Origin of the sequence: Shinella sp. HZN7, assembly GCF_001652565.1 — a bacterium.
Classification (GTDB): Bacteria; Pseudomonadota; Alphaproteobacteria; order Rhizobiales; family Rhizobiaceae; genus Shinella; species Shinella granuli.
In genome coordinates this window covers 516,848-530,572 of record NZ_CP015736.1, presented here as the reverse complement: position 1 = coordinate 530,572, position 13,725 = coordinate 516,848, and the positions used below count along the sequence as shown (strand labels likewise).

Sequence of the window (13,725 nt, the reverse complement as noted above, 5' to 3'; positions counted from 1 at the left end):
GCATCCGCCGCCGGAGAGGTTTGATCCATTTCGGACAGTGGCCGCTTGCGCGTGACCCCTTACGGGATCTGGTCGAATTTCAGCTCCGAAAGCGGTACGACCTTGTCGGTGCGGGTCATCTTGTATTCGGTATCCGGACCCAGCCATTTGTCCCAGATCCGGTTGAGTTCGCCGCTCTCGTCCAGCTTGCGCAGCACCTCGTTGATCTTCGCGGTCAGCGCGGGCTGATCCTGCGCCATGCCGATGCCGATGGGCTGGAACAGCATGGGTTCGGGGATCATCCGCATCTCGCGGCCCTTCGTCTTGGATTCGTTGACGAGCTTGGTGGTCGTCATCGTGTTGGCGACCATGCCGCGTGCCTTGCCCTGCTGGGCAGCGAGATAGGCCGATGCCGTGTCCTGGAAGGTGAGCGGCTGGGAATTGTTGAGCTTGATCGACATTTCCGAGGTCGAGCCCTTGGTGGAGGCGATGCGCTCGCCGACATAATCGGCCTTCGACTGACCGGCATCGTCGACCGGCACGATCAGCATTTCCTTGGCGAGATAATAGGGATCGCTGAACTGGATCTGTTCGGCGCGGCTTTGCGTATAAGCCAGGTTGGCGACGGTGATATCGACGCGGCCAAGCTTGACCTCCGGCACGCGGGCTTCCACCGAAACCGGCTTGATCTGGGCCTTCACGCCAAGTTCACGCGCAATGGCGCTGCAAAGATCGACGTCGAAGCCCACCATTTCGCGGGTCTGCGTATCCGGCGAAGCAAACGGCGGCACGTCGGCGAAGGTCGCGCAGCGCAGCGTCTGGTTGGCGATGATATCGTCGAGCTGGTCGGCCTTCGCGGGACCGGCGAGCGCGGCCACGGCGACGGTCGCCGCCAGGATGAGATGATGATACTTCATGCTGTTCTCCTCTTTGCTTGATATTAGTGGCGCAGGTCCGCAAGGAATCGCTGCGCGCGGGGGTGCTTGGGGTTCTTGAAGAAGTCCTCGGGCGTCGCCGTTTCGATGATCTGGCCGCCATCGATGAACCAGATGCGGTCGGCCACATCGCGGGCGAAACCCATTTCGTGCGTGACGCACATCATGGTCATGCCCTCGGCCGCCAGCGACTTCATCACGCTCAGCACTTCGCCGACCATTTCCGGGTCGAGCGCGCTGGTCGGTTCATCGAAGAGCATGACGGGCGGCTCCATGGCGAGCGCGCGGGCGATCGCCACGCGCTGCTGCTGGCCGCCGGACAATTGAGCGGGATAGGACTCGGCCTTTTCGCGCAGGCCCACCCGATCGAGAAGCTTCAGCGCCTTCTCACGCGCCTCGGCCGCCGGCACGCCCTTCACGCGGATGGGCGACATGGCGACATTGTCCACCGCAGAAAGATGCGGAAAGAGATTGAAGCTCTGGAAGACGAAGCCGATGCGGCTGCGCAGGCGGTTGAGGTCCCGGCCGCTCATCGGCGCATGCACGTCCTGTCCCTCGAAGAAGATCGAGCCGCTGTTGATCTCCTCCAGCCGGTTCACGGTGCGGATCAGCGTCGACTTGCCCGAGCCCGACGGCCCGCAGATGACGACCACCTCGCCGCGCGCGACGGTCGCGTCGATCCCTTTCAGCACGTCGTAATCGCCGTAGCTCTTGCGGACATCGGCAAGCCGGATCGTCTGGTCGTTCCCGATGTTGGATACTGGGGCGGTCATAGCTGCTCCGTCACTTTGGGTGTCAGGGGAAGAGCGATCTCGCCGCGGCGCCTGGGACCAAGCCCCGCCCGGCGGCGGGTGATGCGCCGCTCGACGACATTGGTGAGCGCGGTCAGCGACCAGCAGATCACGTAGTAGGTCAGCGCCAGGATGAGGAAGACCTGGAAGGGCTGCGTGAGAAGCTGGTTGTTGACCTGGCTGGCGGCGAAGGTGAGGTCCGGCACGTTGATGACGTAGCCGAGCGTCGTATCCTTGATGGTCGCCACGAAGGTCGACAGCATGCTCGGGATCATGTTGTAGAGCGCCTGCGGCAGGATGACGTAGCGCATCGCGCCGAACCAGCTATGGCCGAGTGCGCGCGCCGCATCCATCTGCCCCTGCCCCAGCGCCACGATGCCGGCGCGGATGATCTCGCTCAGGAACGCACCCTGGTAGACGACGAGCGTGGCGAGCATGGTCAGGAAGCTCGGCACGTCGGCGCCCGTCAGAAGCGGCACGAGGAAGTAGCTCCAGAGCACCAGCATCAGCAGCGGCACGCCGCGGGTCACATAGACCAGCACCGTCACCGGCCAGCGCAGCGCCCGGTAGCTGGAAAGGCGCGCGAAGGCGAGCAGGATGGCGAAGGGAAAGGCGATGACGATGCTGAGCGCCGAGAGGATCAGCGTGTTGGCAAGGCCGCCGAGCGGTCCGTTCGGATACTGGCCGATCAGCAGCAGCAGCCAGTATTCATCGATGATGGCGATCATGTCGTGGATCATCGGCTCGCTCCGTTCAGCGGATCGGCACGCCAGGTGAGCCAGGCCCCCGCAGCCATGATGATCAGGGAGAAGACGAGATAGAGGACCGTGCCGATCAGGTAGATCTCGAAGGTCCGGAAGGAGAGGTTCTCGATCTCCTTGACGGCATGGCTGAGTTCCGGCGCACCGATGACAATGGCGAGGCTGGAATTCTTGAACAGCGAGACGCTGTGGTTGACGAGGGCCGGCAGGGCGTTGCGCACGCCCTGCGGGATCAGCACGTAGCGCATGGCCGAAATGTAGCCATGGCCGAGCGCCCGCGCCGCCTCCATCTGGCCGGGGCTGATCGAGCGCAGGCCCGAACGCAGATCCTCGCTGAAATAGGCCGCCTGGCACAGCCCGAGGCCGATGATCGCGAAGACCATTTCCGCCGAATGGGCCGAAAGCCAATCCGCAATGCCGGACGGCAGAAGCGTGTAGATGCCGAAATACCAGAGCATGAGCTGCACCAGGGTCGGCACGTTGCGGTGATAGGACACGTAGGCCGCCACCGCCGAATTGCCGATGCGGCCTGGCGAGAAGCGGATGGCGAGCAGCACGAGCGCAAGGCTCATCGCCAGCAGCCACGAGCAGATGGCGATGACGAAGGTTATCTGGATGCCGTGTGCCAGCATGGCCATGTATTCGGCATTGCCGAGGATGGCGGCAAGATCGAAGCCCTTCACGGCTGCCGCTCCTGCGGGCGGGCCGTCTGCAGGCCGCCCATCACCTGGAGCGTCGGCGTGATTTCCATGTGGCCGATATTGACGGCGACGGGCGCGGCGATGGCAAAAGCGATGGCGTCGGCGATATCGGAGGCCTGCGGCAGCTCGAAACCGTCGATGAAGCGCTCGCGGATGGACGGATCGTCGCCGTGCACATGGTTGAAGATGTCGGTCGCCACACGGCCGGGGCAGATTTCCGTCACCCGCACGCGCTTGCCGAACGTGTCGATGCGCAGTTGATTGGAAAGCATGGCGACGCCGGCCTTGGTGGCGTGATAGGTGGAATTGCCGCCGAAATTGTAGTTGCCGGCGATCGAGGTGATGTTGACGACATGGCCACGGTCGCGCGCCACCATGCCGGGCACGACCAGCCGGCAAAGATGAAGCACGGCGCGCAGATTGACATCGATGAGGAGATCGATGTCGCCGTCCTCCGCCTCCAGGAATTTCTTCGGCCGATCGACGCCCGCATTGTTCACCAGGATGTCGAACTCGACCTCGCCGGCAAGCTTTGCCAGCGCGGTGCGGTCCGTGACGTCGACGGCATGGGGAATGCAGCCCGTGCGCGCGGCAAGGTCCTGCAGGGCGCCCGCGCTTCGGGCGACGGCGTGCACTTCGAGGCCTTCGCGACGGAGCCGTTCGACGACCGCAGCACCGATCCCCGAGGAAGCACCCGTCACCAGTGCGGTTCTGTAATCGGAAAAGGACATTGTGGTTCCCCTGTTGTTGAAAGAGAGAGTAGCGAAGCTTTCCGGCTCTGGATAAGACCGTTTGAATCTGGATGGATAAGGAAGCCTTATGGGCTTGCCGCCGCGACCTGGGCCTGTAACATGCGGCCCATTCAGGGCAGGTTCGGCATATGGATATCAGGCGTCTCAAATCCTTCATCGTGATCGTGGATACCGGCAGCATCACCCGCGCCGCTGACGTGCTGCACATCGCCCAGCCAGCCCTCAGCCAGCAGCTTGCCGCGCTGGAGGATCATTTCCGGCAGAAGCTGCTGATCCGCAGCCAGCAGGGCGTCTCGATGACGGAGGCGGGCAAGGCGGTCTATCGCCATGCCCAGATCATCCTGCGCCAGATGGAACAGGCGCAGGCCGACGTGAAGGCAGCCGGCTCCACGCTGGTCGGGCGCGTCTCGGTGGGCCTCGTTCCCTTTTCCAGCGCGGCGACACTCTCCGTCGATCTTCTCACCGAAACGCGCAAGCGTCATCCCGGCATCCTGCTGCATCTCACCGAAAGCGTCGGCCAGACCTACAGCCAGATGATCATGAACGGCCGGCTGGAAATGGCCCTGATCCACGGCACCGGGCCGATCAAGGGCGTGCGCTTCGAGCCGGTCTTCGTGGAGGAGTTCCATCTCGTCGCCCACCGGGATCTCGGCATCGAGCCGGGCGATGCGCCATTGCCGGTCAGCGCATTGAACGACCTGCCGCTCCTCCTGCCGCCGCCCTACAATTTCGTGCGCCGGGCCATCGATCTCGCCTTCACGCGCGGCCGCCTGTCGCTGAACGTGGTGGCGGAAGTGGAGATCGTGCGCACGCTCGGCCGCGCCGTCAGCCGCGGCGTCGGCGCGACGATCATGCCGCGCGCCATCGCCGAGCGCATCGTCGCCGAATCCTCCGAGCCGATCGTCTCGCGCGTGGTGACGCCGCGGATCGAGGAGACGCTGTCGCTGTGCGTCTCCGACCAGAGCGAACTGTCCGAGCCGGCGCTGGCGGTGCGGTCGATCCTCATGGAGCTGACCGCACGGCTCAAGGGTTAGCGCAACCCCGCGCAGAATTCGGCGATGCGCCCGCAGGCCTCGTCGAGCTGCTCCATGCTCGTGGCATAGGAGATGCGGAAGAACGGGCTCATGCCATAGGCCGCGCCCTGCACGGTCGTGACATGGTGCTCGTCGAGGAGAGCCAGAACGAAATCCGTGTCGGTTGCGATCTTCCGCCCGCCCCTGCTGGTCCTGCCGATGAGTTCGGCGATGTTCGGGAAGACGTAGAAGGCACCTTCCGGCTTGTGGCAGCGAATGCCCTCGATCTCGCCGAGCCTTTCCACGACGAAATCGCGCCGCGTCTTGTAGATCGCCGCCCGCTCCTTCAGGAGATCCTGCGGCCCGTCGAGCACGGCGGCGACGGCAGCCTGGGTGATGGTGGAAGTCCCGCCGCTGTTCTGGCCGTTGACATTGCTGATCGCCTTGACGAGGTCCTTCGGACCGCCGCAGAAGCCGAGGCGCCAGCCGGTCATCGCATAGGCCTTGGAGGCGCCGTTGACCGTCAGCACGCGCTCCTTCAGGCGCGGCTCGACCTCGGCGATGGTGCAGAACTCGAAGCCGTCATAGATCAGATGCTCGTACATGTCGTCGGTCATGATCCAGACATGGGGGTGCTTCAGCATCACCTCGGCGATGGCCGTCATCTCGGCCCGCGAGCAGGCGGCGCCCGTCGGATTGTTCGGAAAGTTGAGGAACAGCCATTTGGTGCGCGGGGTGATCGCCGCATCGAGATCCTCTGCCTTGAGCTTGAAGCCGTTCTGCTGCGGGCAATCGACCGGCACCGGCACGCCACCGGCGAATTTCACGATATCCGCATAGCTGATCCAGGACGGCGATGGGATGACGACCTCGTCGCCGGGATTGCAGGTGGCCAGGACGGCGTTGAAGATGATCTGCTTGCCGCCGCCGGCAACGACGATCTCGGAGGGATCGTAGTCGAGATTGTTGTCGCGCTTGAATTTTCGGGAAATCGCCTGGCGCAGCGCCGGCGTGCCGTCGAGCGGCGGATATTTCGTATCGCCGGCAAGGGCGGCCGCGTGGCCCGCCTCGATGGCATTGGCGGGGGTCGCGAAATCCGGCTCGCCGGAGGACAGGCTGATGACTTTGATGCCCTTGGCCGCAAGGTCGCGGGCGCGCTGGGTCATGGCGGCGGAAGCGGAGACGGAAACGTTCTTCAGGCGGTCGGCAATGGCGGGCATGACGGTTGCTTTCGATTGGTCGGGGAAGTTCAACGAAGGAGTTTCGAGACGGGCGTGACAGTGCCGCCGGCCGCCTCGATCTCGCTGCGCAGGGTGCGGGCAAGGTCGAGCGAGCCCGGCGTATCGCTGTGGACGAGGATGGAGCGCGCCCGCATGGGAATAATGGTGCCATCGATGGCCGTGACGGTTCCGTCGAGAAGGAACTGCCGCACGCGGGCGCGGACCGAAGCTTCGTCCTTGACGAGGGCGCCGGGCTGGCCACGCGGCACGAGCGCGCCTTTCGCATCATAGGCGCGGTCGGCGAGGAAAAGGGTCAGCGTCTTCAGCCCGGCCTCGATGGCCGCGCGCTCGATCACGCTGTCCGCCGTGCCGAAGACGACGAGATCGGCATCGACCGTGCGGATCGCCTGCATCATGGCGGCGGCAAGCGCCGGGTCGCGGTTGACCATGTTGCCCATGGCGGCATGGAAGCTGACATGGGAGACCATGACGCCCTCGGCCTTCGCGATCGCCGTCAGCGCGCCGAGCTGGTAGAGCATCTGCTGGCGCAGCTCGTCCGGCCCGAAGGGAAGTTCGCGGCGGCCGAAGCCCTGCCGGTCCGGCAGGCCGGGGTGGGCGCCGACATCGATGCCCCTTTCCCGCGCGAGGCGCACCATGCGCACCATGGTGTCGGGATCGCCGGCGTGGAAGCCGCAGGCGATGTTGGCGGAGGTGACGACATCCATCATCGCCTCGTCGTCGCAGAGCCGGTAGGGGCCGAAGCCCTCGCCCATGTCGGAATTGAGATCGACCTGCATGGTATCCTCTTCGTTTCTACGCGATTCCGGGCTGCCTCAAGCCATGGCGGCAAGCGCCTGGCGCACCAGCCGGGCGGTTTTCCGAACATCGGCGATGTAGGCGGCAAGCGCCGTCTCCACGACCTTCGCCTCCGCATGCGTCGCCGGCACGAAGCGCAGCAGCGAGCCGATGCGCGCCTGCCCCAGCCGCCAGAGATCGGCCTCGATGACACCGGCGATCTTGGGATAGCCGCCCGCCGTATTGGCGTCGCTCATCTGGACGATGGGCTCGCCCGCCGGCGGCACCTGGATGACGCCGGGAACGACCCCGTGCGAGCGCATCTCCACCACCTCGGTCGGATGAATCGGATCGCCGCTCAGCCGATAGCCGGTGCGGTCGCTGCGCGCGGAAATCTTCCACGGCTGGCTCCAGAAGCGTTCCGCATCCACGCCGAAGAGATCATGTTCACCCGCCGGCAGCGCCCGGATGACGAGCGCGCCGCCCTCGGCGAGGGGAAAGACATCCTTCAGCGCCACAGCCGGCGGCACCACGCCGAAGCCGTCCTTCGGCAGGAAACCATCCGCCGCCGCGCCCGTCGCAATGCGATCGCCCGCGGCAAGCACGCGCCCGTCGACCCCGCCGAAACCGCCGCGTAGCGAGGTGCTGCGCGAGCCCATAACCGGGGCCACATCCACTCCGCCGGCAAGGCTGAGATAGGCGCGGGCATCCTTCAGGGGCGGCGAGAGTTCCAGCATCTGGCCCGGCCGCGCCTGCGCCATCCACCAGGGCGGCAGCGGCACACCGTCGAGCGTCGCCCGGCAGTCGGCCCCTGTCAGGGCAAAGGCGCCCCGGTCGGAAAACCGCACACGGAAGGGGAAGGTCTGCACCTCGATGCCGGCCGCATCCGGCGCATTGCCGACGAGGATATTGCCGATCGTCAGCGCGAGCGTATCCATCGCCCCGCACGCCGTGACGCCGATATTGCGATAGCCGGGGCGGCCGAGGTCCTGGACCGTGTTCAGGGGACCCGTTGCGACGATCTCGATCACAGCTCGATCCTTTCAGGACGGAAACGCACGGTATCTCCGGGGGCCATGACGGCGGGGGATGCGGCCAGCGGATCGAACATCTGCAATTCGGCAAAGCCGATGGAATTCCACCCGTTCGGCCCGGTCAGCACGGCGATGCCCGTCTGCATGCCGCCGATGGTCACGCAGCCGCGCGCCATGTGAAGCGAAGGCACGGTCTTGCGAGGCATGTGGATGCGCGGATCGAGCCCGTGCAGGTAGCCGAAACCCGGCGCGCTGCCGAGCGCGAAGACGCGGTAGGTGCCCTCGTGGTGGATGCGCACTACCTCCCGGTCGGAAAGACCGGAAAGGTCGCACAGCGCCGGCAGGTCATCCGCGTGTTCGCCGCCATAGGTAACGGCGATCTCGATCTCGCGACCTGCCAGATCGACGCTTCGCGCGCGCCGCCATTCCTCCTGCAGATCACGGACGACCACCTCCGGCATGTCCGGCGTCTCCTTGAGGATCACCAGCAGGTTCGTCATGCCCGGCACGATCTCGGCGACGTCGGGGCGGGTTTCGAGCGCATGCGACAGCGCCCAGACGCGCCGCTGGTTCGGCAGATCGAAGGCACCGGGCGCCTCGATGAGAAAGGCGCGTGTGCCGATGAAGGAGATTCTTGCCTGTCCATCCGTGTCGGGCACGATGGCGGCGGGCGCGGCGTACCGAATGCTCATCGGGAAGGCTCCATCGTCAGGACGGGGTCGCCGTAGCCGATCAGGTCACCGGTACGGGTGCGGATTTCACCGACCACCCCGGCATCAGGAGCGGTCACGGGCAGGAGCACCGGCCCGATCTCGACGAAACCGACGACGGCGCCGGCTTCAAGCGCCCTGCCCTCGCCGGCAAGCGGGCCGGTTTCAGGGGCGGCGGGATGCCGGTCGCGGAAGAGGCCGGCCATCGGCGCCTTGACGACGCGGCCTTCCGGCCGGGCCGGGATTGCCGGCGCGGGTTCGGCAATCTCCTCCAACCGTGCGCTGGCATCGAGGGCGATCTTCAGTACGCCGCCGTCGGGCGTCGTGATCTCCAGCGCACTTGCGCCGGAGCGTTCGAGCCAGCCGGTGAGGGTCGAGATGAGGGCAGGATCGGACAGATCGCCGATCGTGTTCCTGCCCGTCGAGCGGTCACGCCTCGCCACGGGGTTCCTCCCTCAGCCGTTTTTCAAGATGGTGGATATCGACGCCGCCGCGCACGAAATCGGGATCGGAGAAGATCCTCGCGTGCAGCGGGAGATTGGTGGCGATGCCCTCGATGCAGGTCTCGGACAGGGCGACCTGCATGCGGCGGATGGCATCTTCCCGGGTCGGGGCATGGACGATCAGCTTGGCGATCAGCGAATCGTAATAGGGCGAGACGCGGTAGCCAGCGGACACATGGGTATCGACGCGGATGCCCGGACCGCTCGGGAAGCGCACCGCCGTGATCCGCCCCGGGGAGGCGACGAAGGTGGTGGGATCCTCGGCATTGATGCGGCACTCGAAGGCATGGCCCCGCGCTGCGCCGGTAAAGCGTTCCGTCTCCAGCACCGCGCCCTGCGCGGCGCGCAACTGTTCATGCACGAGATCGACGCCTGCCGTCATCTCGGTGACAGGATGCTCGACCTGCAGGCGGGTGTTCATCTCGATGAAATAGAATTCGCCGTTCTCGTAGAGGAACTCGAAGGTGCCGACGCCGCGATAGCCGATCTGCCGGCAGGCTTGCGCACAGCGCACGCCGATCCGTTCGGCAAGGTCAGGCGCGATGCCCGGCGCAGGCGCCTCCTCTACCACCTTCTGGTGCCGGCGCTGGACGGAGCAATCGCGGTGGCCGACCCAGACGGCATTACCATGGATGTCGCACAGGACCTGGAATTCGACGTGGCGCGGATGCTCCAGGAATTTCTCCATATAGAGTTCCGGCTTGCCGAAGGCGCGGCGCGCCTCTTCGCGGGTGATGGCGATCGCATCGGCGACCTCAGCGCTTTCGCGCACGACGCGCATGCCGCGCCCGCCCCCGCCGCCGGCCGCCTTGACGATAACGGGATAGCCGATCTCCTCGGCGATCGCCCGCACCGCTTCGGCATCTTCCGGCAGCGGCTCGCCCGGCCCGGGCACGCAGGGCACGCCGGCCGCCATCATCGCCCGCTTGGCAGCGATCTTGTCGCCCATGATACGGATCGCCGATGCCGGTGGGCCGACGAAGGCAAGCCCCGCCGCCTCCACCGCACCGGCGAAATCGGCGTTTTCCGACAGGAAGCCGTAACCGGGATGAACCGCCTCGGCGCCCGTCACGCGGGCCGCCAGCAGAATGGCCGCCTGGTTGAGATAGCTGCGCCCCGGCGCCGAGGGACCGATGGCGAGCGGTCCGCCCGCACCCGGCCTGGTGCAGCCCGCCGCGTCCGCTTCGGAAGCGACAAGGACCGGCCGCAGCCCCAGTTCCAGGCAGGCGCGCTCGATGCGAACGGCGATCTCGCCGCGATTGGCGATGAGGACGGAGGTGAAGGGCCTGCCCATCAGGCAATCTCCACGAGCGGATCGCCGAAACCGACATCCTGCCCATCGTCGAAGAAGATGCGCTTGACGGTCCCGCCGAAGGGCGCGCTCACCGTGGTGAAGACCTTCATCGCCTCGACGATGCAGAGCGCCTGGCCCGCCTCGACCGGATCGCCGACGGCAATCAGCGGCGCCGCGCCGGGGCTTGCGGCCTGATGAAGAACACCGGCAATGGCCGAACGCACGAGTTGCGCCTCGGCTTCATCCTTCTGCCTTGCCGGTTCGACCGGGGCGGTTGATGCCTGCGGCTCCAGCGCCGCTGGTGCGTGCCCCGCTGCCGCCGCCTGCGGGGATTTCCGGATGATGACCGTCGTACCCGTCTCGCTGACCGTCAGTTCCGAGACGCGCGAGCGGCCGACGAAATCGAGCAGCGTCTTGATCTTTTCCAGATCCATGGTTTTCCCCAAGGCATGGCAGAACCGGCACCTGGCCGCAGCGGCCAACCCTCCGGTTCGATTGGAAAAACCTTACACAGCATTGCGGTTGATGGGGGCAGACAAACTTTGAATACCGTCGGCTGAGAACGGGATATCCGCATGGCCTGCGGGATGTTTGGTGAAAGCCCGGGCGGAAACACCAACACCATCGCCACGGTGTTCAGGACTCCGCGCTCAGGAAACGCCTATCCTGTCGTGGTGAATTTCACCGACAGCAGTTCTTCGCAGCCATGCTCCTTGAGGGCGGCGGTCAGAGCCGCCTCGTAGTCGGGCTGCGCAGTTTCAAAATGCGCACGCCCCTTGTCGGTGAGCACGGTGTAAACGCCGCGCTTGTCGTCCGGGCAAAGGTCTCGAACCGTAAGGCCGCCGCGCTCCAGGCGCTCGACCATTCGTGATACCGAACTCTGGTTCAGGCGCAAATGCGTGGCCAGTTCCTGCATTCGAAGTTCGGAATCCGGCGATCGCGACAATATCTCGAGCGCACGATAATCCGACAGGCCGAGACCATGATGGTCTTGCAGGACCTTCCCGAGTTCGGCTTCGACATTGGCGACCGCATGAATCAGCTTGAGCCAGGCATCACTTCTCTTAGGCATGAGCGATATCGACTCCTCTCGGACAATGGGTGCTTGCCCAGCATATGTATGCTCATGCAAGCACCTAAACAAGTACGACCCCCAGCTAAAGGACGGGCAACCGCGCACGAAATCCCAGAAATGGACGCAACCGTTCAGGGACGGCAAGCTTGTTCACGACGGGCGCCCGCCAGGTCCGCGGATCGTGGGCAAGGAGGCGGTATGTGCCGCGATAGTCGAAGCCATGCGCAGCCGCCTCGTCGCGATCCGCGGCAAAGAGCACCTGCGAGATGCCCGCATGGAGCGCGCTCATGTAGCACATCGCGCAGGGCTCTCCCGATGCAAGAAGCGTCGTGCCTTGCAGGCGGGTTGTTCCATGCGTGCGGCAAGCGTCACGGATCGCCTCGACTTCGGCATGCGCGGTCGGGTCGTGATGCTCCCGGACGAGGTTGACACCGCGTCCGAGAACGACGCCGTCCTGGTCGACGACGAAGGCGGTGAAGGGAATGCCACCGTCGTGGACATGATCCACGGAGAAGGCGACGACCTCCTCCATGAGTCGCGTGTGGCGCGCGGAGCGTTCGGCGACCATCAGGCCTGTCCCCGGAGCTTTGCGCTGTCGGCCAGCTTCAGCCAGACGACACCGGCAATGATGACCCCCAGCCAGAATGCCTGGATCAATGTCAGCGGCTGGTCGAGCAGGAGGCTGCCGAAAACGGCCGCCCCAACCGAGCCGATCCCGGCCCACACCGCATAGCCGATCCCCACGTCGATGGTCCGCAAGGCGGCACTGAGGAAATAGAGCGTGAGCAGGAAGAAGAAGACGGCGGCGACCGACCAGCTCAACACGGTGAACGCCTGGCTGCCCCCCACGCTGAGGGCATAGCCGATTTCGAAGGCGCTGGCGAGCAGCAGCATGCCCCATGCGCTGCCCTTGCTTTGGGTCTTGCGGATTGTGTCCATGATGGTGGTTCCTTTTGGTCAGGATGAATTGGACGAGTAAGATGGCTGTTTTCCTTGTCAGGCCGCGCCGCTGAGGCGCAGGCCGACGACGCCCCCGATGACGAGGGCGATCCCGAGAGCCTTCGTCCAGTTCAGTTGCTGCCCGAAGAACAGCGCACCCAACACGACGATCCCGACCCCCGCGACCGACGTCCAGATCGCGTATCCCACGCCCACATCGAAGGTGAGAAGCGCGAGGCTGAGGAAGAAGGTGGCGATGGCCCCGCTGACGAGGGTCGCAATGGTCCACCAGGCGCGCGTGAACCCTTTCGCATTGCCTGCACTGATTGCGACCGCGATCTCAAAGATCACGGCGATTCCGAGATAAAGCCAGCTCATTGCATGTATCCTTTCGTGAGTGGTGAGTTTGTGAAGGCATGTGCCTATCGGGTCGGCCGCCCCACCGGACGGGAGCGGTCTTCATTGCCGGCGGCGTCCTGCAGACGGTCGATTGCCTGGCGCAGCGCGTCCAGCGGTGGCGTTCCCCGGAAAACCCGGTCGCCGACAACGATTGTGGGCACTGATGTGATCGCCATGTCTTCGCGGGCATGGCGCAACGCCTCGCGATGACGTTCGGCATAGGCCCCGCTTTCAAGCACCTGCCGGGCCTTGCCGGCGTCGAGGCCCGCCTCCGCCGCCAGCGCGATCAGGATTTCAGGATCGCCGATGTCGCGATCCTCCTGAAAGAAGGCGCGCAGCACGCGCATGGAATAGGGATGGTCCAGCCCCTTGTCCTGCGCCATGACGAGGAGTTCGAACGCCTTGGCAGTTCGGGGCTGCGGCGAAATCGACGGCAGCCGGATCGGAACACCCAGCCTGTCGGCGAGCGGATAGACGGACCTGCTCCAGATCGCCGGCAGATACGGGTCTTCCGGACGCAGCGTCGGCACCGGCTCGGGCCTCAGCTCAAAGGCGCGCCAGGATATGGAAATATCCCGATCGCCGATTGCATCGGACAGAACCTGCTCCGCAAGCAGGCAAAAGGGGCAAACATAGTCGGAATAGACGGTTACACTGCTCATCATGCGGGCTCGTATTTATATGTATGTGCATGCAATATCTTGAGCGCGCGGCACTGTCAATCTATTTGCATGCGCAAGCATATATTTTTTGGAAGGCATGCCGCAGCCGCGAGCCGAACCATGCCGGACGCTCAATGGCGCACAGCGCTCAGCCGTGGGACA

The 13,725-nt window shown here is 65.1% G+C and carries 18 protein-coding genes; 1 reads left to right on the top strand and 17 read right to left on the bottom strand.

Going from position 1 to position 13,725, the window contains the following annotated elements; all coding sequences use genetic code 11:
• Positions 1 to 59 precede the first annotated feature (59 nt).
• Genes shn_RS02595 through shn_RS02575 form a run of 5 tightly spaced genes read right to left on the bottom strand, consistent with a single transcriptional unit; the run spans position 60 to position 3,898 of the window.
• On the bottom strand, positions 60 to 896 hold the full coding sequence (locus shn_RS02595; protein WP_064329008.1) for an ABC transporter substrate-binding protein: 837 nt from the start codon (positions 894 to 896) through the stop codon (positions 60 to 62).
• A 23-nt stretch (positions 897 to 919) separates the two neighbouring features.
• Positions 920 to 1,687, bottom strand: coding sequence for an amino acid ABC transporter ATP-binding protein (locus shn_RS02590; protein ID WP_064329007.1), 768 nt, complete (start codon positions 1,685 to 1,687; stop codon positions 920 to 922).
• Complete coding sequence (locus shn_RS02585; protein WP_064329006.1) at positions 1,684 to 2,445, bottom strand: amino acid ABC transporter permease; 762 nt, start codon at positions 2,443 to 2,445, stop codon at positions 1,684 to 1,686. Before shn_RS02585 ends, shn_RS02590 begins: the two co-directional genes overlap by 4 nt.
• Positions 2,442 to 3,149 (bottom strand): amino acid ABC transporter permease, encoded by a 708-nt coding sequence (locus shn_RS02580; protein ID WP_064329005.1) that lies wholly within the window; start codon positions 3,147 to 3,149, stop codon positions 2,442 to 2,444. The genes shn_RS02585 and shn_RS02580 overlap by 4 nt, the downstream gene beginning before the upstream one ends.
• Positions 3,146 to 3,898 (bottom strand): SDR family oxidoreductase, encoded by a 753-nt coding sequence (locus shn_RS02575; protein ID WP_064329004.1) that lies wholly within the window; start codon positions 3,896 to 3,898, stop codon positions 3,146 to 3,148. Before shn_RS02575 ends, shn_RS02580 begins: the two co-directional genes overlap by 4 nt.
• A 149-nt stretch (positions 3,899 to 4,047) precedes the next feature.
• Between shn_RS02575 and nac the strand changes: the two genes are divergently transcribed.
• Positions 4,048 to 4,953, top strand: coding sequence for a nitrogen assimilation transcriptional regulator NAC (gene nac / locus shn_RS02570; protein ID WP_064329003.1), 906 nt, complete (start codon positions 4,048 to 4,050; stop codon positions 4,951 to 4,953).
• Here the strand turns inward: nac and shn_RS02565 are convergent.
• The 12 genes from shn_RS02565 to shn_RS02510 all read right to left on the bottom strand — a co-directional run bounded on the left by shn_RS02565 (position 4,950) and on the right by shn_RS02510 (position 13,566).
• Entirely contained in the window at positions 4,950 to 6,152 is a 1,203-nt protein-coding gene (locus shn_RS02565) for a pyridoxal phosphate-dependent aminotransferase (protein WP_064329002.1), read from the bottom strand. The two genes, nac and shn_RS02565, sit on opposite strands and share 4 nt — an antisense overlap.
• Before the next feature lie 29 nt (positions 6,153 to 6,181).
• Positions 6,182 to 6,949, bottom strand: coding sequence for a LamB/YcsF family protein (locus tag shn_RS02560; RefSeq protein WP_064329001.1), 768 nt, complete (start codon positions 6,947 to 6,949; stop codon positions 6,182 to 6,184).
• A 36-nt stretch (positions 6,950 to 6,985) separates the two neighbouring features.
• Positions 6,986 to 7,978, bottom strand: coding sequence for a biotin-dependent carboxyltransferase family protein (locus tag shn_RS02555; protein ID WP_064329000.1), 993 nt, complete (start codon positions 7,976 to 7,978; stop codon positions 6,986 to 6,988).
• The gene (gene pxpB / locus shn_RS02550) at positions 7,975 to 8,673 is read right to left on the bottom strand and encodes a 5-oxoprolinase subunit PxpB (RefSeq protein ID WP_064328999.1); all 699 of its coding nucleotides are present in this window, start codon (positions 8,671 to 8,673) and stop codon (positions 7,975 to 7,977) included. The genes shn_RS02555 and pxpB overlap by 4 nt, the downstream gene beginning before the upstream one ends.
• The gene (locus shn_RS02545; RefSeq protein ID WP_064328998.1) at positions 8,670 to 9,134 is read right to left on the bottom strand and encodes a biotin/lipoyl-containing protein; all 465 of its coding nucleotides are present in this window, start codon (positions 9,132 to 9,134) and stop codon (positions 8,670 to 8,672) included. The genes pxpB and shn_RS02545 overlap by 4 nt, the downstream gene beginning before the upstream one ends.
• Entirely contained in the window at positions 9,121 to 10,488 is a 1,368-nt protein-coding gene (locus shn_RS02540) for an acetyl/propionyl/methylcrotonyl-CoA carboxylase subunit alpha (protein ID WP_064328997.1), read from the bottom strand. Before shn_RS02540 ends, shn_RS02545 begins: the two co-directional genes overlap by 14 nt.
• Complete coding sequence (locus shn_RS02535) at positions 10,488 to 10,922, bottom strand: acetyl-CoA carboxylase biotin carboxyl carrier protein subunit (RefSeq protein WP_064328996.1); 435 nt, start codon at positions 10,920 to 10,922, stop codon at positions 10,488 to 10,490. Before shn_RS02535 ends, shn_RS02540 begins: the two co-directional genes overlap by 1 nt.
• 227 nt (positions 10,923 to 11,149) lie before the next feature.
• A complete protein-coding gene (locus shn_RS02530; RefSeq protein WP_064328995.1) occupies positions 11,150 to 11,560 on the bottom strand; it encodes a MarR family winged helix-turn-helix transcriptional regulator in 411 nt (136 codons plus the stop codon).
• Positions 11,561 to 11,645: 85 nt separating this feature from the next.
• Positions 11,646 to 12,131 carry a nucleoside deaminase gene (locus tag shn_RS02525; protein ID WP_064328994.1) on the bottom strand — a complete coding sequence of 162 codons (486 nt, stop codon included), beginning with the start codon at positions 12,129 to 12,131 and terminating at the stop codon, positions 11,646 to 11,648.
• Positions 12,131 to 12,502 (bottom strand): multidrug efflux SMR transporter, encoded by a 372-nt coding sequence (locus shn_RS02520; RefSeq protein WP_064328993.1) that lies wholly within the window; start codon positions 12,500 to 12,502, stop codon positions 12,131 to 12,133. Before shn_RS02520 ends, shn_RS02525 begins: the two co-directional genes overlap by 1 nt.
• Before the next feature lie 57 nt (positions 12,503 to 12,559).
• Entirely contained in the window at positions 12,560 to 12,880 is a 321-nt protein-coding gene (locus shn_RS02515; RefSeq protein ID WP_064328992.1) for a multidrug efflux SMR transporter, read from the bottom strand.
• Between the two features lie 44 nt (positions 12,881 to 12,924).
• Positions 12,925 to 13,566: a DsbA family protein gene (locus shn_RS02510; RefSeq protein WP_064328991.1), complete on the bottom strand. Its 642-nt coding sequence runs from the start codon at positions 13,564 to 13,566 to the stop codon at positions 12,925 to 12,927.
• Between the last annotated feature and the right edge of the window lie 159 nt (positions 13,567 to 13,725).

Coding starts and splice junctions, on each gene's coding strand:
- shn_RS02595 (WP_064329008.1), bottom strand. CDS start 896: ATGAAGTATCATCATCTCATCCTGGCGGCGACCGTCGCCGTGGCCGCG.
- shn_RS02590 (WP_064329007.1), bottom strand. CDS start 1,687: ATGACCGCCCCAGTATCCAACATCGGGAACGACCAGACGATCCGGCTT.
- shn_RS02585 (WP_064329006.1), bottom strand. CDS start 2,445: ATGATCCACGACATGATCGCCATCATCGATGAATACTGGCTGCTGCTG.
- shn_RS02575 (WP_064329004.1), bottom strand. CDS start 3,898: ATGTCCTTTTCCGATTACAGAACCGCACTGGTGACGGGTGCTTCCTCG.
- nac (WP_064329003.1), top strand. CDS start 4,048: ATGGATATCAGGCGTCTCAAATCCTTCATCGTGATCGTGGATACCGGC.
- shn_RS02565 (WP_064329002.1), bottom strand. CDS start 6,152: ATGCCCGCCATTGCCGACCGCCTGAAGAACGTTTCCGTCTCCGCTTCC.
- shn_RS02560 (WP_064329001.1), bottom strand. CDS start 6,949: ATGCAGGTCGATCTCAATTCCGACATGGGCGAGGGCTTCGGCCCCTAC.
- pxpB (WP_064328999.1), bottom strand. CDS start 8,673: ATGAGCATTCGGTACGCCGCGCCCGCCGCCATCGTGCCCGACACGGAT.
- shn_RS02540 (WP_064328997.1), bottom strand. CDS start 10,488: ATGGGCAGGCCCTTCACCTCCGTCCTCATCGCCAATCGCGGCGAGATC.
- shn_RS02535 (WP_064328996.1), bottom strand. CDS start 10,922: ATGGATCTGGAAAAGATCAAGACGCTGCTCGATTTCGTCGGCCGCTCG.
- shn_RS02530 (WP_064328995.1), bottom strand. CDS start 11,560: ATGCCTAAGAGAAGTGATGCCTGGCTCAAGCTGATTCATGCGGTCGCC.
- shn_RS02525 (WP_064328994.1), bottom strand. CDS start 12,131: ATGGTCGCCGAACGCTCCGCGCGCCACACGCGACTCATGGAGGAGGTC.
- shn_RS02520 (WP_064328993.1), bottom strand. CDS start 12,502: ATGGACACAATCCGCAAGACCCAAAGCAAGGGCAGCGCATGGGGCATG.
- shn_RS02515 (WP_064328992.1), bottom strand. CDS start 12,880: ATGAGCTGGCTTTATCTCGGAATCGCCGTGATCTTTGAGATCGCGGTC.
- shn_RS02510 (WP_064328991.1), bottom strand. CDS start 13,566: ATGATGAGCAGTGTAACCGTCTATTCCGACTATGTTTGCCCCTTTTGC.